The organism is Amycolatopsis solani (genome assembly GCF_033441515.1).
GTDB lineage: Bacteria > Actinomycetota > Actinomycetes > Mycobacteriales > Pseudonocardiaceae > Amycolatopsis > Amycolatopsis solani.
The window spans coordinates 2466920-2492409 of the sequence record NZ_JAWQJT010000001.1 but is presented as its reverse complement, the minus strand read 5'-3'; the positions used below and the strand labels follow the sequence as shown (position 1 = coordinate 2492409).

The window sequence follows — 25490 nt, the reverse complement described above, 5'->3', positions numbered from 1 at the left end:
CAGCGCACCCAATGTGGCGTTCGGTGCGTCTGACGCAACCAACGCCACATTGGGGCGCTTCGAACCGGTGCCGACGTCAGCCCGAAGAGACCTGGTTCCAGAGGTTCTCGTACCAGGAGCTGCCCGCGGCCTGCTGCTGTCCCGCCGGTGGGGCCGCGTCCGGGGCCTTGTCCTCCGGCAGCTGGACGATGTACGGCGTCTCGCCCGGCTTGACGTACCGGAGCCGCCGTCGGGCTTCGGCCTCGATCTGCGCGGGGTCGCTCAGCTCCGCCTTGCGGCCCTGGAGCTGAGCGACCTCCTGCTGCAGCTGCGCCTGCTGCGCCTGCTGTTCGCGGACCTCGGTCCGCTGGGCGAGGTACGTGCGCAGGGGCACGGCGATGGTGAACGCCAGCGCGCACACCACGATCGCCACCACCGCCGCGCGGCGGGTGGTGGACATGCCGAGCACCTTCGCCGCACCCGACGCGCGCTTCGCCGCGAGGCTCCGGCGCAGCCGGGCGCGGGTGGTGTCCGCGTCGCCGGTGCGGCGCCGGGCCACCGGCGTGCCGTCCGCCGTGCGGGGCGGCCGGGAGCCCGGGCTGCCCGCGCGACCGGCTTCGGGACGGCGGGTCCGCGTCGGTCCGCCGACCCGCGAAGCCCCGCCGCCGCCTCGGCGGTTGCGCGTCGTCCTCCCCCGGTCCGCCATGCGGCTCAGCCCTCGGCGCTGAACCGCGGGAAGGCCAGCTCGCCGGCGTACCGGGCGGCGTCACCGAGGGTCTCCTCGATGCGCAGCAGCTGGTTGTACTTGGCGATCCGCTCGCCGCGGGCCGGGGCGCCGGTCTTGATCTGGCCGACGCCGGTGGCGACCGCGAGGTCCGCGATGAACGTGTCCTCGGTCTCACCGGAGCGGTGGCTCATCATCGACTTGTAGCCGAACGACGTCGCCAGCGAGATCGCGTCGAGCGTCTCGGACAGGGTGCCGATCTGGTTGACCTTCACCAGCAGCGCGTTGGCGGCGCGGCGGGTGATGCCCTCCTCGAGGCGGTCCGGGTTGGTGACGAACAGGTCGTCGCCGACGATCTGGACCTTCTCGCCGATCTCGGCGGTCAGGGTGACCCAGCCGTCCCAGTCGTCCTCGCTCAGCGGGTCCTCGATGGAGACCATCGGGTAGTCGCGGATCAGCTCGGCGTAGTACGCCGACATCTGCTCGGCGCTCTTCTTGCTGCCTTCGAAGGTGTACGCGCCGTCGGCGAAGAACTCCGTCGCGGCGACGTCGAGGGCGAGCGCGACGTCGCGGCCCGGGGTGTAGCCGGCCTTCTCGATGGCCTGCAGGATCAGGTCGAGCGCCTCGCGGTTGTTCGCCAGGTTCGGCGCGAAGCCGCCCTCGTCGCCGAGACCGGTCGAGAGGCCGCGGCCCTTGAGCACCGACTTCAGCGAGTGGTAGACCTCGGCGCCCCAGCGCAGGGCCTCGCGGAAGGTCTCCGCGCCGATCGGCGCGATCATGAACTCCTGGACGTCGACGTTGCTGTCCGCGTGCGAACCGCCGTTGAGGATGTTCAGCATCGGGACCGGCAGCACGTGCGCGTTCGGCCCGCCCAGGTAGCGGAACAGCTCCAGCTCGGCCGACTCGGCGGCGGCCTTCGCGACGGCCAGCGAGACGCCGAGGATGGCGTTCGCGCCGAGGCGGGACTTCGCCGGCGTGCCGTCGAGGTCGACCAGCTTCTGGTCGACGATCCGCTGGTCGACGGCCTCGATGCCGACCATCTCCGGGCCGATCTCGTCGAGCACCGCGGCGACCGCGCGCTCGACGCCCTTGCCGTTGTAGCGGCCGGTGTCGCCGTCCCGCAGCTCGACCGCTTCGTGCTCACCGGTCGACGCACCCGACGGGACCGCGGCCCGCGCCAGGGTGCCGTCGTCGAGAGCCACCTCCACCTCGACCGTCGGGTTGCCGCGCGAGTCCAGAATCTCGCGCGCGCCTACCTGCTCGATGAGAGCCACGCCATGCTCCTCGGTGCGTCGTGCCTGCGGGTTCGCGCCCAGCCTAGCCGTCGCCGCAGTTCACCCGTTGGAGGCACGGCCGGTCACTCACCCGTCGGTGCGGATCGCCTGCCACCCCGGCGGCAGCTCCACGGTCTCGGACGTCTGCTGCCAGAACGTCCAGCTGTTGCCGCCGAGATCGGCGACGGTGAACACCCGGGCGCCGTAGGGCTGGTCCTGCGGCGGGTCCAGCTCGCCCTCGTCCCCGAGCGCGGCCTCGATCCGGCCGAAGTGCTCGTCGACGTCGTCGACGTAGACGATGTTGAGCTGGCCGACCGGCCCGTCGACGCCCTTGGCCTGCCAGTAGTCCGCCCCGACGCCCGCGATCTGGACCTTCGCCTCGCCGACGCAGAGCGTCGCCTGGAAGACCTCGCCCGCCGCGTCGCAGAACCGGACTTCCTCGGTGAACCCGAAGACCCTGGTCAGCCAGGCGAGCGCCGCGGTGGCGTCGGCGTAGTAGAGGTAGGGCGCCAGGCCCCGGTACCCGCTGCTCATGGCGGAACAGTCCACCACGTCCCGTTCGGAGGCGTGTGCAAGCCCCTCCTCCGGGGTAACGTGGGAGTGACCATGACGGACGCCGCAGCTGCTTCGCAGCCTCCCGAAGAGTCGCGGTTCCACGCCTTCCGCCAGGCCGAAGACCTGGTCGCGCGCCGCCGTCCGCTGGACGCGCTCAAGGCGCTGCAGCCCCTGCTGGAGTCCGAAGACGACAAGCCGTCGGTCCACCTGCTGGCCGGGCGCGCGTACTTCCACTCCGCACAGTTGCGGCGCGCCGAGCAGGCGTTCACCCGGGTGCTGGAACTGGACCCGACCGACCACTACGCCCGGTTCATCCTGGGCCGGACCCTGCAGCGGCTCGGCCGGTTCGTCGAGGCGCTGGCCCAGATCCGGATGGCGTCGGCGATGAACCCGGTACCCGAGTACCTCGAAGCCGCCAACGAGGTCAAGGCCCGCATCGCGCTGCGGGAATCCTGAGCGTTCCGGGTCACCAGGGCCGTTCGGCCCGTCGCGGCTCAGACTTTCGGCCGATCGGGCCGGGCCCCTCGGCCGATCCGCGGACCCCCTCCCGGCGGCGAAGCTGGTTCCAGACCGAAACAGGGAGGAACCGAAATGTCGATCTTCGCCACGTTGGGTGCTTACGCCGGGGTGCTGCTGCTGGTGCTCATGGCCGTCACGCCGTTCTTCGCCGACCGCGAGCTCTAAGGCGCGACACTCGCTTCGGCGTAGGCGTCCGCCGCGCTGAAGACGTCCTGCCCGTAGGCGAGCGCCTGGTTGTAGAACAGGATCGCCCGCCACCAGCCGGCCGGGGTGCCGAGGTCGTCGCCGCCCGAACACAGGAAGCGGGCCGCCGTGAAGGCCGCGTCGTCCACGTTCTGCGGGTCCGGCGCGCCGCCGTCGCCGTTCGCCCGCTCCTGGTACTTCTTCCACGTCGACGGCAGGAACTGCAGCGGGCCGATCGCGTGGTCCCACGACTTGTCGCCGTCGAGCTTGCCGCCGTCGGAGTCGTGCACCGCCGGGACGCCGGGCGAGCCGTCCAGCGGCGGGCCGACCACCGGTTTCACCAGGCGGCCGCTCGCGCTGATCGCCGCGAGGTCGAAGTCACCGCGCTCGGTCTCGACCCGGCCGATGCCGGCCAGCGTCGCCCACGAGAGGTGGCACGTCGGCTTCTGGCGCTGCATCCACATTTCCGCCCGGCCGTACGCGGCGAGCACGCGCGCGGGGATGTGCGTCTTGTCCGCGACGCGGGCCGCCCACGTGTCCAGCTCGGCCTGGTCCGACACCTGCGGCCGGTCGACCGGGGCGGCGAGCCCGGCTCGCGGTGCTTCGGCGCCGGGCTGCGGGCGCTGCTCGGGGATGGCCAGCGCGGGCTGGACGGCCGGCTGCGCGACGGGCGCGTCCGGGTCCCGCACCCCGATGGTGACGACCAGGACGACCCCGGTGACCACCAGCCCCAGCGAGAGCGCGATCCGGCCGACGTACCGCCTGGGCGGCCCGCCCGGGGGCGACGACGGAGGCGTGACGGTCGACTCAGCGGTTTCGGCCACCCGATCAGGTTACGGAGCCACTCAAGAGGGACGCCCAAGCGCCTGACCAGGCAAGCGGAGGGTAAAAACAGGTCGACTGCCAGCGAAGTCACAGAATTCGTTATCGAGTCGACGCGCAGGGCTCTGACCTGCGGTTACCCTAACCTAACTTCGCAACCAAGTCCCTTTTGCCCGATTGCATCGTTTCGAGCCCTCGCACGCCCGCTGGACTTACAGGTGAGCCTTACCTAAAAACTTCCTGAAGCCACAGAACTCAGGGAGGCGGAACCGGTGTTGTTCTCGAGCGCGCTGATCGGGCTGCGGGAAGGCCTGGAGGCCGCGCTGGTCGTCAGCATCCTCGTGGCCTTCCTCGTGAAGACCGAGCGGCGGCACGCGCTGCGCTGGGTGTGGCCCGGCGTCGGCGCCGCGGTGCTGCTGTCGGTCGCCGTCGGCGCCGTCCTCACCTACACGACCGCGCAGCTGTCGTTCGAGCACCAGGAGCTGCTCGGCGGGAGCCTGTCGATCGTCGCCGTCGTGTTCGTCACCGCGATGATCTTCTGGATGCGCAAGGCGGCGAAGAGCATCGCCGCCGAGCTGCGCGGGAAGATGGACGACGCGCTGGACGTCGGCCCGGCGGCCGTGCTGCTGCTGTCGTTCCTCGCGGTCGGGCGCGAAGGGCTCGAGACCGCGGTGTTCTTCTACTCCGCCGTCCAGACCGCGCAGTCGGACACCGTGCAGCCGCTGATCGGCTTCGCCGTCGGGATCGCGGCCGCGGTCGTGCTCGCCTGGCTGCTCTACAAGGGCGCCGTGCGGTTCAACCTGAGCAAGTTCTTCACGATCACCGGCGTCCTGCTCGTGTTCGTCGCCGCGGGCGTGCTCGGCTACGGCCTGCACGACCTGCAGGAGGCCGCGTTCCTGCCGGGCATCAGTTCCCTCGCCTTCGACGCTTCGGCGACGCTGCCCGAGACGTCCTGGTACGGCGCCCTCCTCAAGGGCATCTTCAACTACTCGCAGCAGACGACCGTGCTGCAGGCCGTCGCGTGGATCGCCTACGTCGTCATCGTGCTGCCCCTGTTCCTCAAGCCCAGCAAGAAGACCGCGCCGGCGCCCGCCGCCGCGGCCGCCTCGAAGGAGTGACCGTGCGCAAGACCACCCCGCTGGCCGTCGTGGCCAGTGCCGCCGCCCTGGTGGCGCTGTCCGCCTGCGACAGCAAGAGCGACACCGCCGGTGCCGCGGCGGGCGGCGGCCCGATCAAGGTGTCGGCGTCCGACACCGCGTGCGAGGTTTCCGCCACCACGGCCGGCGCGGGCAACCTGACCTTCGAGATCACCAACAAGGGCACCAAGGTCACCGAGTTCTACCTCTACGCCGAGGGCGACCGGATCATGGGCGAGGTCGAGAACATCGCGCCCGGGCTGAACCGGCGGCTGATCGTCGAGGTCGCCGACGCCGGCAAGTACCAGACCGCGTGCAAGCCGGGCATGGCCGGCGCCGGCATCCGCGGCGACTTCACCGTCACCGGCGGCGTCGCGAAGCAGAACGACGCCGACGCGCAGAAGGCGCAGGCCACCAAGAGCTACGCCGACTACATCGCGAACAACACCGCCGCACTGCAGGAAGAAACCGGCAAGTTCGCCGACCTCGTCAAGGCGGGCAAGGTCGACGAGGCGAAGGCCGCGTACGCGCGCACCCGCGTCTACTACGAGCGGATCGAGCCGGTGGCCGAGAAGTTCGGCGACCTGGACCCGGCCATCGACGTCCGCGAGGCCGACCTCGAGCCGGGCCAGCAGTTCACCGGCTTCCACCGGCTGGAGAAGGACCTGTTCAAGACCGGCCTGCAGGCCGACAGCGGCCAGATCGCCGACAAGCTCGTGACCGACGTCAAGGAGCTGGTCACCAAGTCCAAGGCACTGGAGCTGACCGCGCTCGACCTCGCGAACGGCGCGAAGGGCCTGCTCGACGAGGTCGCGACCGGCAAGATCACCGGCGAGGAAGAGACCTTCTCGCACACCGACCTCTGGGACTTCCAGGCCAACCTGGACGGCTCGAAGGGCGCGATCACTTCCCTGCGGCCGATCCTGCAGGCGAAGGACCCGGCCCTGACGTCCACTTTGGACAAGGAGTTCGCGAACGTGCAGGGCCTGCTGGACAAGCAGCGCGCCGGTGACGGCTTCAAGCTGTACACCGACCTGTCCCAGGACCAGGTCAAGGAGTTCGCCTCGGCCGTCGACGCGCTGAGCGAGCCGCTGAGCAAGGTTGCGGAGGTCGTCTCGAAGTGACGTCGACAGAGGGCACGCGGGTTTCGCGGCGGAAGCTCTTCGGCCTGGCGGGCGCGGGGGTCGCGCTGGCCGGGGCGGGGGCCGCCGCCGGCATCGGGATCGACAAGGCGACCAGCGGCAACGCCGAGGCGGCGGTGAACACCGTCGACTTCCACGGCGAGCACCAAGCGGGGATCGTCACGCCGACGCAGGCGAACCTGCACTTCGCGGCCCTCGACGTCACGACCAAGGACCGCGAAAAGCTGCGTCAGCTGCTGAAGACGTGGACCGACGCCGCCCGCCGGATGACCGCCGGCCAGGAGGTCGTCGCGGGCGGCGCGATCGACGGCGGCCAGTACGCCCCGCCCGGCGACACCGGCGAGGCGCTCGACCTGCCGGCGGCGAACCTGACGCTGACCATCGGCTTCGGGCCGTCGCTGTTCGACGGCCGGTTCGGCCTGGCGGGCAAGCGGCCGCCGCAGCTGATCGACCTGCCGCTGTTCCCGAAGGACAAGCTCGACCCCGCCCGCAGCGGCGGCGACCTGTGCATCCAGGCCTGCGCGGACGACCCGCAGGTGGCGGTGCACGCGGTCCGCAACCTGGTGCGCCTCGGCTTCGGCGTCACCGAGGTCCGCTGGTCGCAGCTCGGCTTCGGGCGCAGCTCGTCGACGTCGCGGGCGCAGGCGACGCCGCGGAACCTGTTCGGATTCAAGGACGGCACGAACAACATCAAGTCCGAGGACACCGACTTCCTTCGCGACCAGGTGTGGGCCGAGGCCGCCGACGGCCAGGCGTGGATGGCGGGCGGCTCGTACCTGGTGGCGCGCCGGATCCGGATGCACATCGAGACGTGGGACCGCGAGTCCCTCGACGGCCAGCAGAAGATCGTCGGCCGCACCAAGGGCACCGGCGCCCCGCTCGGCCAGACCGCGGAGTTCGACGAGCTGGACCTCGACGTCGGCGGCGCGGGCGGCGAGAAGGTGATCGCCGAGGACGCCCACGTCCGGCTGGCCTCGCACCAGGCGCTCGACGGCGTCCGGATCCTGCGCCGCGGCTACAACTTCGTCGACGGTTCCGACGGCGTCGGGCACCTGGAGGCGGGGTTGTTCTTCCTGGCGTTCAACCGGGACACGCGCAAGCAGTACGTGCCGATGCAGCAGGCGCTGTCGTCGAAGGACGCGATGATGGAGTACGTCCAGCACACGGCCTCGGCGCACTTCGCGGTCCCGCCGGGCGTGACCCGCGAGTCGAGCTGGGCGGACACCCTCTTTTCCTAAACACTTTAGGCTGAGCTACACTCCCTTTAGGCAAGAGGGAGTGAGTTCATGGTTCGAGCCGGGTTGACCACGGAGCGCGTCGTGCGCGCGGGAGCGGAGCTGGCCGACGAGGCCGGCTTCGACCACGTGACGCCGTCGGAGCTCGCGCGGCGTTTCGACGTCAAGGTCGCGAGCCTGTATTCGCACGTCAAGAACGCGCACGACTTGCGGACGAAGATCGCGTTGCTCGCGCTGGACGAGCTGGCCGACCGCGCCGCCGCCGCACTGGCGGGGCGGGCCGGCAAGGACGCGCTCGTGGCCTTCGCCGACGTCTACCGCGACTACGCCCGGGAGCACCCGGGCCGGTACGCCGCCACACGGTTCCGGCTCGACCCGGAAACCGCCGCCGCGAGCGCCGGTCCCCGGCACGCCGAGATGATGCGCGCGATCTTGCGCGGCTACGCCGTGACCGGCCCGGACGAGACGCACGCCGTGCGCCTGCTCGGCAGCGTCTTCCACGGGTACGTCGACCTGGAAGCCCAAGGCGGCTTCGACCACAGCTCGCCGCCCTCGGCCGAGTCCTGGAACCGGATCCTCGCGGTGCTCGACACCGTCCTTCGCGATTGGCCCACCGCATGATCACCACCCCGCTCACCGCCGACCTCGTCCGCGGTGCCGTCGAACTCGAGCGCACCGAGGCGGGCCTGGTCCCGCACCGGCTGCCCGCCCGGGCCCGCGCGCAGAACACCGACCCGCGGCTCGCCATGGCCGAAGCGCAGCCCTCCGGCGTGCGGCTGCGGTTCCGGACCCGGGCCGACGTCGTCGAACTCGAGACCGTGCCGACCAAGCTGGTCTACACCGGTGCCCCGCCGCGGCCGGACGGCGGTTACGACCTGCTGGTCGACGGCGAGCTCGTCGCCCAGGGCACCGTCGAAGGCGGCAGCACGCTCACCGTCGACCCGCGCACCGGCGCCGGCGAGCACCGCGACGGCCCGCCCGGCACCGTCCGGTTCGGCGGGCTGGGCACGCACCCGAAGGACGTCGAGATCTGGTTGCCGCACAACGAGATGACCGAACTGCGGGCCCTGCGCACCGACGCTCCCGTCGAAGCGCTGCCCGAGCGCCGGGTGTGGCTGCACCACGGCAGCTCGATCAGCCAGGGCTCGAACGCCGCGAGCCCGGCGGGCACCTGGCCCGCGCTCGCCGCCACCGCGGCCGGCGTCGACCTGGTCAACCTCGGGTTCGGCGGCAACGCGCTGCTCGACCCGTTCACCGCCCGCGCGCTGCGCGACACCCCCGCCGACCTGATCAGCGTCAAGCTCGGCATCAACGTCGTCAACGCCGACCTGATGCGCCTGCGCGCGTTCGGCCCGGCCGTGCACGGCTTCCTCGACACGATCCGCGAAGGCCACCCGGACACGCCGCTGGTCGTCGTCTCCCCGCTGTACTGCCCGATCCACGAGCAGACGCCGGGACCGGGCGACTTCGACCACGAGGCGCTGGCCCGCGGCGAGGTCCGGTTCCGGGCGACCGGGGACCCCACCGAACGGGCGGCGGGCAAGCTGACCTTGGAAGTCGTCCGGGCGGAGCTGGCCCGGATCGTGGCGCAGCGGCAGGCCGAGGACGCCAACCTGCGTTACCTCGACGGCCTCGACCTGTACGGCGAAGCGGACTTCGCCGAGCTGCCGCTGCCGGACGCCCTCCACCCGTGCCCGGCGGCCCACCGCCGGATCGGCGCGCGGTTCGCCGAGCTGGTCCTTGACTTCAAGGGAGCTTGAAGTCCGAGACTGGCCGCATGTTCACGGACGCAGAACTCGCCTACCTCGCCGCCCAGCCGCTGGGCCGCCTCGCCACCCGGCAGCCGAACGGCACGCTGCAGAACAGCCCGGTCGGCTTCCGGTACAACCCGGACGAGAAGACCGTCGACGTCACCGGGTACAACCTGCAGAACAGCAAGAAGTTTCGCAACATCGCGACCGACGACCACGTCGCCTTCGTCGTCGACGACCTCCCGTCGACGAACCCGTGGCGCGTGCGGTGCCTGGAGATCCGCGGCCGCGCGGAAGCGCTGACCGGCGCGAACGTCCCGGACGGCCACCTCGACGACGCCGTGATCCGCATCCACCCCGAGCGCATCCTCGCGTTCGGCGTCGAGGACTGGGACCGCGAGCCGCTGGAGCTCGAGGCGAACATCCGGAACGTCTGAGCGTCACGGCACCGGCACCGGGGTCTCGGCGAGCCCGGCCAGCTCCCGCGGCAGCGGGCCCCGGTGCAGGACGCCGAGGCGCTGGGTGGCGCGGGTGAGCGCCACGTACAGCTCGGCCGCGCCGCGGGGCCCGGCGGCGAGGATCCGGTCCGGGTCCACGACGAGCACGGCGTCGTACTCCAGGCCCTTCGTCTCCGACGCCGCCACGGCGCCGGGCACGTCCGGCGGCCCGATCACGACGCTGGTGCCTTCGCGCCCGGCTTCGGCGTTCGCGAACTCCTCGACGGCCACGGCGAGTTCGTCGTCGCCGACCCGCCGCGACCACGGCGGGACCCCGCACGCGCGGACCGACTCCGGCGGCCGCACGTCGGGCGCGAACCCGGCCAGCACCGCGGCGGCTACGCCCATGATCTCCGCCGGGGTGCGGTAGTTCACCGTCAGCGAGCGGTAGACCCAGCGACCGGGCACGTACGGGTCGAGCATCGCGCCCCACGACCGCGCCCCGGCCGCCGACCGGCGCTGGGCGAGGTCGCCCACCACCGTGAACGACCGGCCGGGGCAGCGCCGCATCAGCACCCGCCAGTCCATTTCGGACAGTTCCTGCGCCTCGTCGACCACGACGTGCCGGTAGGTCCAGTCCCGGTCCGCCGAGGCGCGCTCGACGAGCGTCCGGGTGTCGGTTTCGACGAACCGGTCGGCCAGGTCCTCGCCGTAGAGCAGGTCCTTGGCGACCAGGCCGACGTCCTCGTCGACGTCCTCGCGCTCGATGAGGTTGTCCAGGACGTCGGCGGCGTAGGCGGCTTTCGCCTTCCGCTCCCGTTCGGCCGCGCGCTCCGCGGCCTTTTCGGCCGCGAGGTCACGGCCCAGCAGGTCGACGAGCTCGTCGAGCAGTGGCACGTCCGACACCGTCCAGGCATCGCCGTCGGCCCTCGCCAGCGCGGCGTCCCCACCCGCCGCCCGCAGCCGTTCTGGCGACGAATACAGCTGGGACAGCAGGGTTTCCGGGGTCAGGATCGGCCACAGCTCGTCGAGCGCGCGGGTGAACACCTCGTCGGCGGCGAGGTCCTTGACCAGCTCGGCCCGGAACCGTTCCCAGTCCTCACGGTCGTCGCGGCTCAGCCAGCCCTGGGTGATCCGCTTCATCGCCCGTTCGGTCAGCACGTACGTGACGATGTCGGCGAACACCGCGCGGGCTTCGTTGTGCGGCTGCCCGCTGTCGCGCGCCTCCTGCCGGGCCCACTCCGCGGTCGCGGCGTCGATCCGGACGGTGGCGTCCCGGAGCTGGATCTCGACGGGCTCTTCGGGCAGCCGCTGCCGGTCGGCGATCGCGGCGGCGAGCACGTCCAGGACCTTCCGGGATCCTTTGAGCCGCGCGGCTTCCGGCTCGTCCTCGGCCGTGACGTGCAGACCGGGCACGAGGTCGCCGGTGGTCGTGAAGACGACGTCGGTCTCCCCGAGCGACGGCAGCACGCGCCCGATGTGGTTCAGGAACGCCGGGTTGGGCCCGACCACGAGCGCGCCGTGGCGTTCCATCCGCTCCCGCTGGGTGTAGAGCAGGTAGGCGACGCGGTGCAGCGCCACCACCGTCTTCCCGGTGCCCGGCCCGCCTTCGATCACCAGCACGCCGGGGTGGTCGAGCCGGATGATCTCGTCCTGCTCGGCCTGGATCGTCGCGACGATGTCCCGCATGCCTTCGCCGCGCGGCGCGTTGACGGCCGCGAGCAGCGCCGCGTCGCCCGACGCGTCCCCGCCGGGACGGCCCAGATCTTCGTCGGTGAAGTCGACGACTTCACGCCGGTGCGTGTGGAACTGACGCCGTCGCCGCATGCCCTCCGGGTTCGCGCCGGTGGCGGTGTAGAACGGCCGCGCGGCCGGCGCCCGCCAGTCGAGCAGCACCGGTTCGTGGTCGTTCTCCTCGTCGAACAGCCCGATCCGCCCGATGTACGAGCGCTCCCCCGAGACGGCGTCGAGCCGCCCGAAGCACAGCCCGTTGTCGACGACGTCGAGCCGTCGCACCTCCCGGCCCAGCGCCCGCACCCGGACGTCGCGTTCCATGGCGCCGAGGTCGTTGCCGCCGAGCGCCGCCTGGTACTCGGCGGCGACGCGCTCGCGTTCGGCGTCGAGCCTCGCGTAGAGCCCGGCCACGTGGGCCCGCTCCGCGTGCAGTTCCGTTTCGTGTTCCGTCATGCGTCCCCTCACGCCGCGGCCGGCGCGCCGAACCACCGCGCCAGCCGGTCCTGCAGTTGTTCCTGGTCTTCGCCCACCCAGGCGACGTGGCCGTCCGGCCGCACCAGCACCGCGGGCACGTCCAGCTCTTCGCTGACGTCCACCACGTGGTCGACCCGGTCCGCCCAACCGGTCACCGACAGGCTCCCGGTCTGGTCGAGCAGCAGGCCGCGGCCGCCGTGCATCAGGTCGTACAGCCGGCCCTGCTTCAGGGTCAGGTCCCGCAGCCGCCGTCCGACCAGCTCGTGCTCGTCGCCGAAGTCGTAGCGGATCTCGATCCCGACGATCCGCCCGATCAGGTACCGGTTGACCTCCTCGAAGTCCATCAGCTTCGCCAGCAGCCGGCGCAGGGCCTGCGGCCCGGCGTCGGGGCGCATCAGCTCGCCCTGGGCGCGGGTGTTGTCCAGCACGTCGGCGGCCACCGGGTGCCGCTCGGCCTGGTAGGTGTCGAGCAGCCCGGCCGGCGCCCACCCGCCGAGCTCGGCGGCCAGTTTCCAGCCGAGGTTCAGCGCGTCCTGGAGCCCGAGGTTGAGGCCCTGCCCACCGAGCGGCGGGTGGATGTGCGCCGCGTCGCCCGCCAGGAAGACCCGGCCGTCCCGGTAGCGCTCGGCGAGCCTGGTCGCGTCGCCGAAGCGGGACAGCCACAGCGGCGAGTGCACGCCGAAGTCGGTGCCCGCGTACACGCGCAGCCGCTCCTTGAACTCCTCCAGCGTGGGCGGGACCGAGCGGTCCTCGCGCACGCTCTCGGCGGGCACGATGACCCGGTAGCGCCCGGTTTGCCCGAGCGGGCCGAGCCCGAAGAACTTCTCCGTCTTGCGGATCTCGGTCACGATGGCGGTCACCTCCTCCGCCGGCGTGGTCACCTCCATCTCGCCCAGCAGCGTCTCGTGCCGGGCGGGCTCGCCGGGGAAGCCGATCCCCAGCAGCTTCCGGACGGTGCTGCGCCCGCCGTCGCAGCCGACGAGGTAACGCGCCCGCAGCTGCTCGCCACCGGCCAGCTCGACGGTGACGCCCTCGTCGTCCTGGCTCAGCCCCACCACCTCGCTGCCGGGCCGGATCTCGGCGCCGGCCTCGAGCGCGTGCTCGGTCAGCAGCCGCTGGGTGACGGGCTGCGGGATGCCGAGGACGTAGGCGTGCGCGCTGTCCAGCCGTTCCGGCCACGGCTTGTCGATGCCGGCGAAGTACCCGGCCATCTGGAACTGCTTGCCCTCGGCGAGGAAGCGGTCCAGCAGGCCGCGCTGGGCCATCACTTCGATGCTGCGCACGTGCAGCCCGAGCGACCGCACCTCCTTGACCGGCTCCGCCTCCCGCTCCAGCACGAGCACCCGCACACCGTGCAGCCGCAGTTCGGCGGCCAGCATCGTCCCCGTCGGGCCGCCACCGGCCACGATCACGTCGAACATGGAATCCCCTTGTTTCGTCGGTGCTGGTTCAGGCGGGCTGGATTTCGCGGCTGCCGAGCAGCAGGTCCGCGGCCACTTCGGCGCCGTCGGCGCGAATCGTGGCGGCCACCGCGGCCGCGCGGGCCCGGGTCGACGGCGCCAACGCCGTCTCGAGCGCGGCGGACAGCGAGGCGACGGTCGGCACCGGCCCGTCGTGGGCGACCCCGGCACCCAGCGCGGCCACCCGGCCCGCCCAGTACGGCTGGTCCGTCGCCTGCGGCACGACGACCTGGGCCGCGCCGGCCCGCGTCGCGGTCATCGTCGTGCCCGCGCCCCCGTGGTGCACGACGGCCGCGACCCGGCCGAAGAGCTCCTGGTGGTCGACCTCCCCGACGACGAAGCAGTCGTCGCGGTCGTCGAGCAGGTCCAGGTCGGCCCAGCCGCGCGAGAGGACCACGCGGCGCCCCTGCGCCCGGACCGCCTCGACGGCGACCGCGGCGACGTCCGCCGCCGCGGCCATCGGCATGCTGCCGAAGCCGACGTACACCGGCGGCTCACCGGCCGCCAGGAACTCCTCCAGCGCGGCTGGGAGCGGCCGCGCGTCCGGCACGATCCAGGCGCCGGTCTGCACGACGTCGAGGCCGGGCACCGGCTCCCACGGGTCCAGCACCGGATCCGTGGCCAGCCACGTCCGGCCGCCGAAGACGTACTCGCGGACGTCGCCGACCGGCGCCAGGCCGTTCGCGACGCGGTTGGTGTTCAGCGCGTCGCCGAAGAGCGCGTTCACGTTCTCGGCGTCGTGCTCCCACAGCACCCGGTTGTCGGTGACCCCCGCCGGGAACGGCTTGCCCGGGTACGCAAGCGGCGCGTGGTGCGGGGACGGCAGGACGACCTTCTGGAAGGTCACGACCACCGACCGGATGCCGAGCTTTTCCGCGACCGACAGCGCGCCGGCCATGGTCGGCAGCATGCCGGTGGCCACGACCACGTCGCAGCCCTCGGCCGCCGCGGCCACGACGTCGAACTGGGCCGCGATCAGCTGGGCGGCGCGTTCGGGCAGGGACCCCGGCGCGGGCGCCGCCTTGGTCAGCGCCTTGGCCGACGGGCCGTACGGCACGAACTCCACCCCGGCCTCGGCCAGCCGCCGGGCGAAGTCCTCGTCGGGCGGGGCGCACACCCGCACCTCGGCGCCCCGGGCCCGCAGCCGGGCCCCGAACCCGACCATCGGCTCGACGTCCCCGCGCGACCCGTACGTCGACAGCAAAACACGCACTCGCAAAACCCCCGTTGAATCCCTGAGCCGGGGTTTTCCGGCTCAGGGCGACGATTTTGCGGTATGACCGGGGTCTTGCGGCAAGCCCCCCGATGCGATATACGTTTAACATGGAGGGAGTTGGTTTTCCTCCATTCACACTTCCGGGGTCCTTCAGCGACGCCCTCCCCAGCCCGTGTATGCCACCGCACCGGACGCTGCCAGCACTACCGCCGTCCAGGTGGCCGCCGTCGTTCCCGCAGGTTGCAGCAGCCACGCCGTGACGTGGGTGGCCGTCGTGTCCTCCGGCGGGACGAACGGGCTGATCGCGCACCACGCCAGCGGCAGCGTCCAGCCGAACTGCCCGCCCGCGACCGTGGCGGCCAGCCCCGCCAAGCCGGCGAGGCCCGCCGCGTCCCGCGTGACGATCGCCGAGTCGACGGCGGTGACGCCCAGCTCCTGCACGCCGAGCACCAGCGCCCCGGTGGCCACGCCGACCAGCGCGAGGTGCGCGAACCGCCGCACCGGCCACGGGAGCGCCGCCGCCCGGTCGAGGTCGGCGTCCTGGCCGCTGAGGCCGATCGCCGCGACCGCGACGCCCGCCGCGAGCGTCATGGCGACCACGACCGGGTTCCACGAATCCCGCGCCGGGAGCCACACCCCCAGCGTCACGACCAGCAGGGCCGCGGCCGCGACGGGCAGCTGGCGCGAGCGGGCGTACAGCACCGCCCACCTCATCGGAGTGCTCCGGGAACGAGCGCGTCGATCGGTTCGCCCCGGCAGGTCAGCAGCGTCTGCCGCACCGCGACGATCCGGGCGGCCTGAACGTCCGGCGGCAACGCGCGGAACTCGTTCCACACCTGTTCGATCGCGCCGAATTGCCGCTTGAACCAGTTCCGGGTGTATTCGGGCAGCAGTTCGAGTTTCCCGGTGAAGTACGCGGCGGCGATCGCACGGGCGGCCTGGTCCGGCAGGCTCCCGTGGCTCGGCGGCACGCAGCTGGGCACGCCGGCGCCGGCCAGCACCGCCAGCCGCAGGTCGTTGTCATCCGCCGTGAGCAGGACCTCGTCGCGCTGGAAGTCCAGGTGGACGACGCGCGGATCGCGTGGCCCCGGCTCGGTCAGCGGAGGTGGCAGGACCTGCTCTTCGATCCGGGTCGGCGGATCGGGCAGCTTCGCCAGCATCGCGAGCGCTTCACGACCGGGCTGGTTCAAGGCGGCCAGCCGATCCCGGTGCAGTTCGGACACGCAGATCGGCCCGTCGCAGACCATGCGTGCGGCCGCGCTGTCGGTGGTGAGCGCGTCCGCGGGCACCGCCGGGAGCACCGGCAAGGCGACGACGACCCCGGCGGCGAGCGGCAGCAGGCTGAGCAGGCGGGCCCGCGCGGAGTTCACCGCGAGCAGCAGGAACGCGGTCACGGCCAGGCCGAGGAACCACACCGCCTGCCCGACGTCGACGGAAGTCGTGGTGGTCACCATCTCCCCGCGCGGCTCGGGCAGCGAGGGAGCCAGCGCCCCCACCCGGGCGGGGAGCACGGGGTGCAGCCCGGCCTCGAGCGACATCCAGCAGAGGATCGTCCCGACGAACGCCACGACGGCCACCCCGGGCGCGGCCAGCGGGTGCGGCAGCAGCCGTCCGACCGCCAGCCCCAGCCAGCTGCCCGCGACGACCGCGAGCGCCCCGACGAGCAGCACCGGCACGAAGCCGAGGGAGAAGAACCCGCCGTGCGCAAGGATTTCGACGGCCCCCACAGCGAACACGACGAGGAACCCGGCGACGCTCAACCCCCCGACGGCCCCGGCCAGCCTGGCGGCGCGTTGCCAGCCGGGCCGCGAGGTGGTGCCGAGCAACTCGACCATCCCGGACCGGCTGTCCCGCATCCCTTGGATGGCCCCGGCCCCGACGACGATGGGCCAGAGGAAGACGAGCAGGAACCGAAGCCACAACGCGGCGGTGGTGCTGTGCGAGGTCCACGCCGCGGGTGCTTTCCACCAGGGCCCGGAGAGCAGGAAGAGAAACCCGAGCGCGACGACGACGAGCGCTAGGCCGGCCCAGGGCGCGATGGAGCGCCGGAGTTCGGTGCGGAGGATCATCGGGACACCTCCGGGGTGCGGGCTGGGCGGTTCGGCCCGAGTGCGGCGGCCGGGCGGCTCGGCATGGGGCCCACCGCACGGTCGGCCGGTGTGCGGCGGCTCGACGCGGACCCAGCCCAGCGACCCCGCCCGATTTCGACGGCCGGGCGGCTCGACACGAGGCCGGCCGGGCAGCCGACCGGCGGGCGTCGCCATGGCACCGGCCCACCCACCCAACGACCCCGCCCGGCTTCGACGGGCCCAGCCAAGCGACCCCGCGCGGATCCACCCGCGCGGCGCCACAGCGCGCGGCCGCCCGGCGTGCGTCCGGCCGTGCGGCGCCACGGCACCGCCCCAGCCGCCCAGCGACCCCGCGCGAGGCCCACCCCGCCGTGGTCCAGCACCTGTCCCGCGGCCATCACCAAGCCCCCTTGCCCGGCTCGTGGTTCAGCAGTGCCGAATAGCCGCGCTCGATCGGGCTGTCGCCCACGTGCTCCAGCGTTCCCGCCTCCGCCAGCTCGCCCGGTGTCCCCTGGAACACCAGCCGCCCCTCGGCGAACAGCACCACGTCCGAGCACGCCGTCGCGACGTCTTCCACCAGGTGGGTCGAAATCAGCACGCACGACTCGCGGCCCAGTTCCTGGACCAGCTCGCGGAAGCGCACGCGTTGCGCCGGGTCGAGGCCCGCTGTCGGCTCGTCGAGCAGGAGGATTTCCGGGTCGTTGACGATCGCCTGGGCGATCCCCACCCGGCGGATCATGCCGCCGGACAGGGTTTTCAGGCGGTCGTCCGCGCGGTCGGCCAGGCCGACGCGCTCCACCGCGCGCTGGACCGCGCCTGGGATGTCCTCTTTGGACATCTCCTTGAGCCACGCCAGGTACTCGACGAACTCCCGCACCGTGAACCGCTTGTAGTAGCCGAAGTTCTGCGGCAGGTAACCGATGCGGCGGCGCACGCCGCGCTGGCCGCTTTGGGCGCCCGCCTGCGTGCCCAGCAGTGTCAGGGTGCCCGCCGCCGGCTTCAGGACCGTCGCCAGTGCCCTGATCAGCGTTGTCTTGCCCGCGCCGTTCGGCCCGAGCAGGCCGTGCACGCCCTTGCCGAGGGACAGGTCCAGCCCGTCCACGGCCATCTTCCGCCGCCCCACCCGCACCTTCAGCCCCTGCGCCCGGATTTCCCAGGCGTAGGTTGCCGGTGCGACCTCGGCGGCTCCCACTGCCCGCATGTCTGCCTCCCTAGTGGTGCGCGCCGAGCCGGGTGTACGCCGCCCTGTGCAGGACGACGGCCACCGTGGTCAGCGCGAAGATCCCCGCCCACACCGGCAGCGCGCCGGTGGTCAGTGCGAACGCTTGTCCCCGCTGGACGAACGCGGGCAGCACGACGATCGCCACCCACACCGCGATCAGCGCGTACGCCGCCCGGCTCACCCCGATCACCCCGCCGAGCGCGAGCGTGCCGGTGGTGAACGCCAGGCTCGGCAGCAGCCAGAGCGCCGGCGCCGTGCCGGTCAGCCACCCGGCCGCGCCGAGCACCGGCAGGACGACGGCGAGCACCGCCACCGTCCGCCGGACGATCAGGTAGAGCCCCGCCCGCGGCGTCGCCGTGACGACCTCGTAGGCCGGGTCGAGCCCCCGTGCCCACGACGCCGCGACCCCGAGCACCGGCAGCGCCGGGGCGAAGAGCTGCACCGCAGTCACGTCGAGCACCGCGTGCCAGACGCCGTCGAGCAGCACCGCGACCAGGGCCACCGCCGCGATCATCGCCAGCCACGGCGCCATCGCCGGCGTGACCCAGGTGTCGAGCCACCGCCACCGCCGCGGCCGCCGCGGCCGTGGCTTGGGCACGAGCGGCTCGTGGAACGGGACACCCGACAAGCGGACCTCGATCTCGGGCGCGAGCCGGTTCCAGACGGCGTCCACCACCGGCTGGACGGGGGCCACCTCGGCGAGCCGCGCCCGGCACGCCGGGCAGTTCTCGAGGTGGGCCTCCAGGCCCCACAGCTGGTCACCCGGGAGGTCGCCGCCCGTCACGTACACGGCGATGAGCTGGTCCGATGCGTGGTTCATGACAGTGCCTCCCGCATCGCGATCCGCGCCCGGCGGGCCCGGGTCTTGACGGTTCCTTCCGGCAGCCCCAGCAGGACGGCGGTCTCGCGGACGGTCAGCCCGTCGAGCACCATCGCCTGCAGGACCGCCCGCAGCTCGGGCGCGAGGTCGCGCAGCGCGTCGCCGACCTCGTCGCCCAGCGCCACCGACAGCGCCTGGTCCTCGGCGGCCGCGACCGGCGCGTGGTCGAACCCGATCTCCGGCGGTGGCTGCGCGTGGTGCGCCCGCCGCCGGAACGCGTCGACCAGCCGGCGCGCCGCGATCGTCCACACCCAGCCGACCGCTGTCCCGCCGGTGACGGCCCCCGCGAACGAACCCGCCGCGCGCCAGACCGCCAGGTACGTCTCCTGCATCACCTCGGCGACGATCTGGTCGTCCGCGCACCGGCGGCGCAGGCGCACGGCGAGCCAGGGCGACGTGCGGCGGTAGAGCTCCTCGAACGCCGCGCGGTCGCCCTTGGCCGTGCGCCGGACGAGGTGCTCCTCGTCCGCGCTGTCCAGTGGCAGGTGTCTCACACCAGGCAAGACGCCCGGTGCCCGGAAACGGTTCTCACCCGGATGTGTGCTGCGTCACACCTAGCGGCCGGGCCAGAACTTCCGCCAGCCGTCGGCTTCGAGGGTCGTCGGCTCCAGCCCGGCGTCGCGGGCGGCCTGCTCGGCACCCCGGACGTCCCGCGCGAACTGCTTCGCCAGCGTCCGCAGCTCGTCTTCGGGGTCGACGCCCGCGCGCCGCGCCGTGGCCGCGATGCGGAACAGCTGGGCGGCGGTTCCCGGGCCTTCGGGGAAGAGGTCGAGCGGGATGCCCGCCCGGCCGGAGCGCTGCCCCAGCTTGCCCGCCAGCGCGACGGCGGGCTGCCCGAGCGCCACGCCGTCCACAATGGACTTGCGCTGCTTCTCGCGCTGCTTCAGCTCTTCCCACTTGAGGTTCTGGTGCTCGACCGTGTGCACCTTGTCCGCGTCGGCGAACACGTGCGGGTGCCGCCCGACCAGCTTCTCGACCAGCGCGGTGGCGACGTCGTCGATGCCGAACGGGTCACCCGCGTCCTCGGCCGCGACGCGCGCGTGGAACAGCACCTGCAGCAGGACGTCGCCGAGTTCCTCGCGCAGCGCCTCGCGATCGCCGTCCTCGATGGCGTCGAGCAGTTCGTAGGTTTCCTCGACCAGGTACTGCCGCAGCGATTCGTGCGTCTGGACCGCGTCCCACGGGCAGCCGCCCGGCGAGCGGAGCCGGTCCATCACGTCGGCGGCTTCGACCAGGGGCGGCACCGGCGTCTCGATGACGACCGCGCCGGTCGCGATGAGCAGCGCCGCGGCGGGCTCGTCGCGGGACCCGGCGAGCAGCACGACGTCCTTCAGCGAAGGCGCTTCGGTGACGGCCGGGACGCCGAACGCGGCGGGGTCGACGTCCGTGGCCGCGTAGACCGCGTCCGACTCACGCAGGAGCTTCAGTGCCGCGCCGGGCAGCGTCGTCCCCCGGACGACCACGACGACCCCCGTGGTCACTGCTGCGCGGGTGCGGCACCGCGCACGGGCAGCACGGTGCCCTGGGTGGCGTCGGCGTTCGGCACGAGGTTCATGCCCACAACATCCCACACGCCGTAGCGCGGGTTGACGCGCAGGCCGCTCTGCCCGAGGTAGGGCTGGAGCAGCCGGGTGCCGATCGACGTCAGCTGCGCGTCCGTCGGCTTTTGCGCTTCCTGGTCGGCCGGCACGGCCTGGTCGGTGCCGCGGGCGCGGATGACGAAGACGAACCAGTCCGGGCTCTGCGGCTTCTGCGCCTGGAAGACGACGACGCTGTTCTTCTCCGAGCCGAAGAGCGCGGTCTGCGCGAGGCCGAGGTACTGCGCCGCGCCGAAGAGTTCGGCGGTCTGCCCGGCGGAATACCCGCTGGGGCCGGGCATCCCGGTCTGCTGGGCCTGCTGCCCTTCCTGCTGCGCCTGCTGGACGGTCGCCTGCACCTTGCCGGGGTCGTCGGCGAATTCCTTCGCGAGGTCGAAGGCGCGGGTGCGGGCCGCGCGGTCGTTGTCCGCGGTGGCGGTGATGCCGATGTAGTCCGCGCCGACCGACAGCTTCGGCAGCGTCTTCTGCGCGAGCTGCTGCTCCAGCACGACGTCGCTCGCGACCTCGTTGCGGTCGCGCAGCTTCGAGACGATCTGCGTGACGGCGACCTGGTCGCCCTGCCCGGTGTCGGTAACGGGGGCGGGAGTCACCTGCGCGGCCAGCCCGGCGATCTTCGCCTGGTCCGCCACGAGGTTCTCCTGCTTGGCGGCACGCAGGGTCAGCTCGTGGAGGACGGTCTGCCGGACGATCTCGCGGCCGAGCACGTCGAGCTTGTGCTCACCGGCGAGCTTCTTCGCGTACGGGTGTTCGCGGACGGCCTGGTCGATCATCGACTGCACCGAGTCGAGGGAAACCGACCGGTCGCCGACGACGACGGCGCTGCCGACCTGGCTGGGGCCCGAACCGCACCCGGCGAGCAGAAGTGCACCGGCAACGACCGCGACCAGCGCGCGAGGGCGCCCCATGATCCGCATCACAACGCATACCCTCTCACACCATCGGTGCCGAACCGCAACACCCATGGGGTGACGGCGGCCGTAATGTCGACTTATGGACCATTGGCTGACCATCGAAGTCTTCGACGGTGAGCACACGGCCACGAAGTGGCGGCTCGCCTACGGTGACGCACTCGCCGAAGCGGCGCTGACGAACGGCGCCGAGCAGTGGGTGTGGCACGAGCACCGGTGGGGTGTGGTGCTCGAAATCGAGTTCGGGAGCGAGGAACGACGGGACGCGTTCCGGGGCCTGCCGGTGGTCACGGCGGCGCTGGACGCGGTGCCGGACCCGGCCCGGGGGTTGCTGGTGTACCCCGGACGCGGCGGGGGTTCGGGCTCGCGGATGCCGCGGAAACCCCGCCCCCTACCGATGTCCGGCGCCGGCGCGGTTCCGGTACCGGCCGAGCAGGTGCGGATGGGCCTGGCGACGGCGTCGCCCCCGATGTTTAGCGCAGAAGCCGCAGGTGGTCGTGAGTGTTAAGTCGGGTTAGAACCCGACTTAACACTCACGACCACCCGGCCACCGGCCAAGTCCGCTGCACTACACCGCCGCGGGTTTCTTGGTCAGCTGCGCCAGCAGTTTCGCGCACCAGTCCAGCAGTTCCACGTCCCGCAACGTCGGCGCGCCGATCCGGCCGCCCGCCGGGCCCTCGGTCGGCTTCGGCACCGACACCGTGTTCGTCACCGCCTTGTACACCGCCTTCGGGTACAGCCGCTTCAGGCGCACCAGCTGCGAATCGGCCAGCGGCAACGGCGCGAAGCGGATGGTGTTGCCCTGGACCGCCACCTCCGTCACGCCCGCCTCGCGGCACGTGTGGCGGAACTTCGCCACCGCCAGCAGCCGGGTGACCGGGGCCGGCGGCTGGCCGTAGCGGTCGATCAGCTCCTCGCGCACGGCGTCGAGGCCTTCGGCGTCCGGCGCCGCCGCGATCTTGCGGTACGCCTCCAGCCGCAGGCGCTCACCCGGGACGTAGTCGTGCGGGATGTGGGCGTCGATCGGGAGGTCGACGCGGACGTCGGCCATCTCCTCGTCCTCCGCCGGCTCCGCGCCCGCGTGCCTGCGGAACGCGTCGACCGCTTCGCCGACCAACCGCACGTAGAGGTCGAACCCGACACCCGCGATGTGCCCGGACTGCTCCGCGCCGAGGATGTTGCCCGCGCCGCGGATCTCGAGGTCCTTCATCGCGACCGCCATGCCCGCGCCCAGTTCGGTGTTCTGCGCGATCGTCGCCAGCCGGTCGTGCGCCGTCTCCGTCAGCGGGGCCTCCGGTGGGTACAGGAAGTACGCGTACCCGCGGTCGCGGCCACGGCCGACGCGGCCGCGCAGCTGGTGCAGCTGGGCCAGCCCGAGCAGGTCACCGCGTTCGACCAGCAGCGTGTTCGCGTTCGAGATGTCCAGCCCGGTCTCGACGATCGTGGTGCACACCAGGACGTCGTACTCGTTCTCCCAGAAACCCTGGATGATCTTCTCGAGCTTGTCCTCGTTCATCTGGCCGTGCGCGGTGACGACGCGCGCCTCCGGCACCAGCTCGCGGATGTGCCGCGCCGCCTTCTCGATCGAGGAGACGCGGTTGTGGACGTAGAAGACCTGGCCGTCACGCAGCAGTTCGCGGCGGATGGCCGCGCCGACCTGCTTGTCGTCGTACGCGCCGACGTAGGTCAGGATCGGGTGGCGGTCTTCCGGCGGGGTCAGGATCGTCGACATCTCGCGGATGCCGGCCAGCGACATCTCCAGCGTGCGCGGGATCGGCGTCGCCGACATGGTGAGCACGTCGACGTGCGTGCGCAGCGCCTTGATGTGCTCCTTGTGCTCGACGCCGAAGCGCTGCTCCTCGTCGACGATCACGAGCCCGAGGTCCTTGTAGCGGATGCCGGTCTGCAGCAGGCGGTGCGTGCCGATCACGATGTCGACCTCGCCGGCGGCGAGCTGTTCCAAGATGACGTCCGACTCGGACTTGTTCGTGAAGCGGGACAGGCCCTTGATCGTCACCGGGAACGAGCGCATCCGCTCCTGGAAGGTGTTCAGGTGCTGCTGGGCCAGCAGCGTCGTCGGGACGAGGACGGCGACCTGCTTGCCGTCCTGCACCGCCTTGAACGCCGCCCGCACCGCGATCTCCGTCTTGCCGTAACCGACGTCGCCGCAGATGACGCGGTCCATCGGGACGCCGCGTTCCATGTCGGACTTGACCTCGTCGATCGCGGCCAGCTGGTCGTTCGTCTCGGTGAACGGGAAGGCGTCCTCCAGCTCGCCCTGCCACGGCGTGTCCGGGCCGAACGCGTGCCCCGGGGCGGCCTGCCGCGCGGCGTAGAGCTGCACCAGCTCGGCGGCGATCTCCTTGACCGCCTTCTTGGCCCTGGCCTTGGTGTTCTTCCAGTCGGAGCCGCCGAGCTTGTTCAGTGTCGGCAGCTCGCCGCCGACGTACTTGGACACCTCGTCGAGCTGGTCGGTCGGGACGAACAGCCGGTCGCCCGGGTGCCCGCGCTTGGACGAGCCGTACTCCAGCAGCAGGTACTCGCGGGTGGCGCCGGCGACCGTCCGCTGCACCATCTCGACGAACCGGCCGATGCCGTGCTGCTCGTGCACGACGTAGTCGCCGGCCTTCAGCGCGAGCGGGTCGACGGCGTTGCGCCGCCGGGACGGCATCTTGGCCGTGAGGTCCTTTGTGGACGTTCCGGCGCCGGAACCGCGGCCGGTCAGGTCCGCCTCGGTGAGCACGACCAGCGCGCGCTCCGGGGAGATGAAGCCGTCGGTCAAGCCGCCGCACGTGACTGTGACGAGGCCCGCCGCCGGCACGCCGGTGAGGCCGTCGCCCGCCAAGGCGGCCGGGACGTCGGCGGCCGAGAACTGCTCGACCGCGCGCGCCGCGGTGCCGTGGCCGGCGACGACGAGCACCGCCGTGCCGCCCGCCGCGATGTGCGCGCGCAGGTCCGTCGTCGCGCGTTCGAGCTCGCCGCGGTAGGCGGGCGCGGCCTCGATCGCGACGCGGTAGACGTCCGGGTCTTCGCTGGTCAGCTGGGTGAGGGTCCACCAGGCGCGCTTGGTGTCCTGCGCGTGCGACGCGATCTCGTCGAGCCCGCGGTAGGCGGACGCGCCCAGGTCGATCGGGGCCTGCCCGCCCGCCGCGGCCGTCGTCCAGGACGCTTCGAGGAACTCCTGGCCGGTGCGGACGAGGTCGGCGGCGCGGGCGCGGATCTTCTCCGGGTCGGTGAGCAGCACGTGCGCGCCGACCGGCATCGCGTCGGTGAGCAGCTCCAGCTCGCCTTCGCAGAGGACCGGGATGAGCGCCTCCATGCCCTCGACCGGGATGCCGTCGGCCAGCTTGGTGAGCATTTCGGCCAGGTGCGCGTCCGCTTCGTACGTTTTCGCCAGCTCCGCGGCCTTCTCCTTGACCGGCGCGGTGAGCAGCAGCTCGCGGCACGGCGGCGCGGTGACGCGCGGGATCTCGCCGGGCAGCGACCGCTGGTCGGAGACGGCGAACGCGCGGATCTCGCTGACCTCGTCGCCCCAGAACTCGACGCGGACGGGGTGCTGCGCGGTCGGCCCGAACAGGTCGAGGATGCCGCCGCGGACGGCGAACTCGCCGCGCTTCTCGACCATGTCCACGCGGACGTACGCCAGCTCGACGAGCCGTTCGAGCAGTTCCTCGAACGGCTCCTCCTCGCCGACGACGAGGTCGATCGGCTTCAGCGAGCCGAGCCCGGGCGCCATCGGCTGGATCAGGCTGCGGACGGTCGCGACGACGACGCGCAGGGAGTCGTCCCCGGTCTTCAGCCGGTGCAGCACCTCCAGGCGGCGCCCGACGGTGTCCGCGCGGGGCGAGAGCCGCTCGTGCGGGAGCGTCTCCCAGCTCGGGAAGTCGGCGACTCTGCTCGCGCCCAGCATCGCGCCGAGCGACGCGGTCAGCTCGTCGGCCTCGCGACCGGTGGCGGTCACGGCGAGCACGGGTTTGCCCGCCCCGTCGTCCGCCGCGAGGGCGGCGGCGACGAGCTGCCGGGCGGCGATCGGGCCCTGCAGTTCGAGCAGCGGCGCGCCGGCGCGCTCGACCACGCCGCGCAGCGCCGGGTCGGGAAGGATGGCGGTGAGGAGTCCGGACAGTGGAGCTTCGGTCACCGTCCCAGCCTACGTGCCACCCCCGACAGGTTTC

23 protein-coding genes are annotated in these 25490 nt (G+C 72.4%); 8 read left to right on the top strand and 15 right to left on the bottom strand.

What is annotated here, in order from left to right; all coding sequences use genetic code 11:
* Positions 1-76: 76 nt before the first annotated feature.
* From SD460_RS12385 to SD460_RS12375, 3 genes are all read right to left on the bottom strand, one after another.
* Positions 77-439 (bottom strand): FtsB family cell division protein, encoded by a 363-nt coding sequence (locus tag SD460_RS12385; protein ID WP_290062929.1) that lies wholly within the window; start codon positions 437-439, stop codon positions 77-79.
* 251 nt (positions 440-690) lie between these two features.
* On the bottom strand, positions 691-1977 hold the full coding sequence (gene eno / locus SD460_RS12380; RefSeq protein ID WP_155540934.1) for a phosphopyruvate hydratase: 1287 nt from the start codon (positions 1975-1977) through the stop codon (positions 691-693).
* 87 nt (positions 1978-2064) lie between these two features.
* Positions 2065-2511 (bottom strand): VOC family protein, encoded by a 447-nt coding sequence (locus tag SD460_RS12375; RefSeq protein ID WP_290053271.1) that lies wholly within the window; start codon positions 2509-2511, stop codon positions 2065-2067.
* Between the two features lie 72 nt (positions 2512-2583).
* On the opposite strand from SD460_RS12375, the gene SD460_RS12370 reads away from it, so the two are divergent.
* Complete coding sequence (locus tag SD460_RS12370) at positions 2584-2988, top strand: tetratricopeptide repeat protein (protein WP_290053269.1); 405 nt, start codon at positions 2584-2586, stop codon at positions 2986-2988.
* 224 nt (positions 2989-3212) lie between these two features.
* On the opposite strand, the gene SD460_RS12365 is transcribed toward SD460_RS12370, so the two are convergent.
* Positions 3213-3959 carry a lysozyme family protein gene (locus tag SD460_RS12365; RefSeq protein ID WP_290053281.1) on the bottom strand — a complete coding sequence of 249 codons (747 nt, stop codon included), beginning with the start codon at positions 3957-3959 and terminating at the stop codon, positions 3213-3215.
* Between the two features lie 369 nt (positions 3960-4328).
* Here SD460_RS12365 and efeU point away from each other — a divergent pair, with 369 nt between their 5' ends.
* The 6 genes from efeU to SD460_RS12335 are packed head-to-tail and all read left to right on the top strand — an operon-like array spanning position 4329 to position 9757.
* On the top strand, positions 4329-5174 hold the full coding sequence (gene efeU / locus SD460_RS12360) for an iron uptake transporter permease EfeU (RefSeq protein WP_318306172.1): 846 nt from the start codon (positions 4329-4331) through the stop codon (positions 5172-5174).
* Positions 5171-6316, top strand: a complete 1146-nt coding sequence (efeO, locus tag SD460_RS12355) for an iron uptake system protein EfeO (RefSeq protein WP_290053278.1) — start codon at positions 5171-5173, stop codon at positions 6314-6316. The genes efeU and efeO overlap by 4 nt, the downstream gene beginning before the upstream one ends.
* Complete coding sequence (gene efeB, locus SD460_RS12350; protein WP_318306171.1) at positions 6313-7572, top strand: iron uptake transporter deferrochelatase/peroxidase subunit; 1260 nt, start codon at positions 6313-6315, stop codon at positions 7570-7572. The genes efeO and efeB overlap by 4 nt, the downstream gene beginning before the upstream one ends.
* Before the next feature lie 48 nt (positions 7573-7620).
* On the top strand, positions 7621-8190 hold the full coding sequence (locus tag SD460_RS12345; protein ID WP_290053262.1) for a TetR/AcrR family transcriptional regulator: 570 nt from the start codon (positions 7621-7623) through the stop codon (positions 8188-8190).
* Positions 8187-9329: a GDSL-type esterase/lipase family protein gene (locus SD460_RS12340; protein WP_290053260.1), complete on the top strand. Its 1143-nt coding sequence runs from the start codon at positions 8187-8189 to the stop codon at positions 9327-9329. Before SD460_RS12345 ends, SD460_RS12340 begins: the two co-directional genes overlap by 4 nt.
* Before the next feature lie 17 nt (positions 9330-9346).
* Positions 9347-9757 (top strand): PPOX class F420-dependent oxidoreductase, encoded by a 411-nt coding sequence (locus tag SD460_RS12335; protein ID WP_290053258.1) that lies wholly within the window; start codon positions 9347-9349, stop codon positions 9755-9757.
* Positions 9758-9760: 3 nt separating this feature from the next.
* On the opposite strand, the gene helR is transcribed toward SD460_RS12335, so the two are convergent.
* The 10 genes from helR to SD460_RS12285 all read right to left on the bottom strand — a co-directional run bounded on the left by helR (position 9761) and on the right by SD460_RS12285 (position 21315).
* On the bottom strand, positions 9761-11944 hold the full coding sequence (gene helR / locus SD460_RS12330) for an RNA polymerase recycling motor ATPase HelR (protein ID WP_290053256.1): 2184 nt from the start codon (positions 11942-11944) through the stop codon (positions 9761-9763).
* Positions 11945-11952: 8 nt separating this feature from the next.
* Positions 11953-13386 carry a rifampin monooxygenase gene (gene rox, locus SD460_RS12325; protein ID WP_290053253.1) on the bottom strand — a complete coding sequence of 478 codons (1434 nt, stop codon included), beginning with the start codon at positions 13384-13386 and terminating at the stop codon, positions 11953-11955.
* A 28-nt stretch (positions 13387-13414) separates the two neighbouring features.
* Positions 13415-14638, bottom strand: a complete 1224-nt coding sequence (locus SD460_RS12320; RefSeq protein ID WP_318306170.1) for a glycosyltransferase — start codon at positions 14636-14638, stop codon at positions 13415-13417.
* 153 nt (positions 14639-14791) lie between these two features.
* Entirely contained in the window at positions 14792-15355 is a 564-nt protein-coding gene (locus SD460_RS12315) for a hypothetical protein (protein ID WP_290053250.1), read from the bottom strand.
* Entirely contained in the window at positions 15352-16710 is a 1359-nt protein-coding gene (locus SD460_RS12310) for a hypothetical protein (RefSeq protein WP_318306169.1), read from the bottom strand. Before SD460_RS12310 ends, SD460_RS12315 begins: the two co-directional genes overlap by 4 nt.
* Positions 16711-17107: 397 nt before the next feature.
* On the bottom strand, positions 17108-17911 hold the full coding sequence (locus tag SD460_RS12305; protein WP_290054143.1) for an ABC transporter ATP-binding protein: 804 nt from the start codon (positions 17909-17911) through the stop codon (positions 17108-17110).
* A gap of 10 nt (positions 17912-17921) precedes the next feature.
* On the bottom strand, positions 17922-18752 hold the full coding sequence (locus SD460_RS12300; RefSeq protein WP_290054145.1) for a zf-HC2 domain-containing protein: 831 nt from the start codon (positions 18750-18752) through the stop codon (positions 17922-17924).
* Positions 18749-19306: an RNA polymerase sigma factor gene (locus SD460_RS12295; protein WP_290054146.1), complete on the bottom strand. Its 558-nt coding sequence runs from the start codon at positions 19304-19306 to the stop codon at positions 18749-18751. The genes SD460_RS12300 and SD460_RS12295 overlap by 4 nt, the downstream gene beginning before the upstream one ends.
* 60 nt (positions 19307-19366) lie before the next feature.
* Positions 19367-20293, bottom strand: a complete 927-nt coding sequence (locus SD460_RS12290) for a nucleoside triphosphate pyrophosphohydrolase (RefSeq protein ID WP_290054148.1) — start codon at positions 20291-20293, stop codon at positions 19367-19369.
* Positions 20290-21315 carry a hypothetical protein gene (locus SD460_RS12285; RefSeq protein ID WP_438860587.1) on the bottom strand — a complete coding sequence of 342 codons (1026 nt, stop codon included), beginning with the start codon at positions 21313-21315 and terminating at the stop codon, positions 20290-20292. Before SD460_RS12285 ends, SD460_RS12290 begins: the two co-directional genes overlap by 4 nt.
* A gap of 85 nt (positions 21316-21400) precedes the next feature.
* Here SD460_RS12285 and SD460_RS12280 point away from each other — a divergent pair, with 85 nt between their 5' ends.
* Entirely contained in the window at positions 21401-21826 is a 426-nt protein-coding gene (locus SD460_RS12280; RefSeq protein ID WP_290054152.1) for a hypothetical protein, read from the top strand.
* Positions 21827-21886: 60 nt separating this feature from the next.
* Here SD460_RS12280 and mfd read toward each other — a convergent pair whose 3' ends face one another.
* A complete protein-coding gene (gene mfd, locus SD460_RS12275; protein ID WP_290054224.1) occupies positions 21887-25441 on the bottom strand; it encodes a transcription-repair coupling factor in 3555 nt (1184 codons plus the stop codon).
* Positions 25442-25490: the final 49 nt, after the last annotated feature.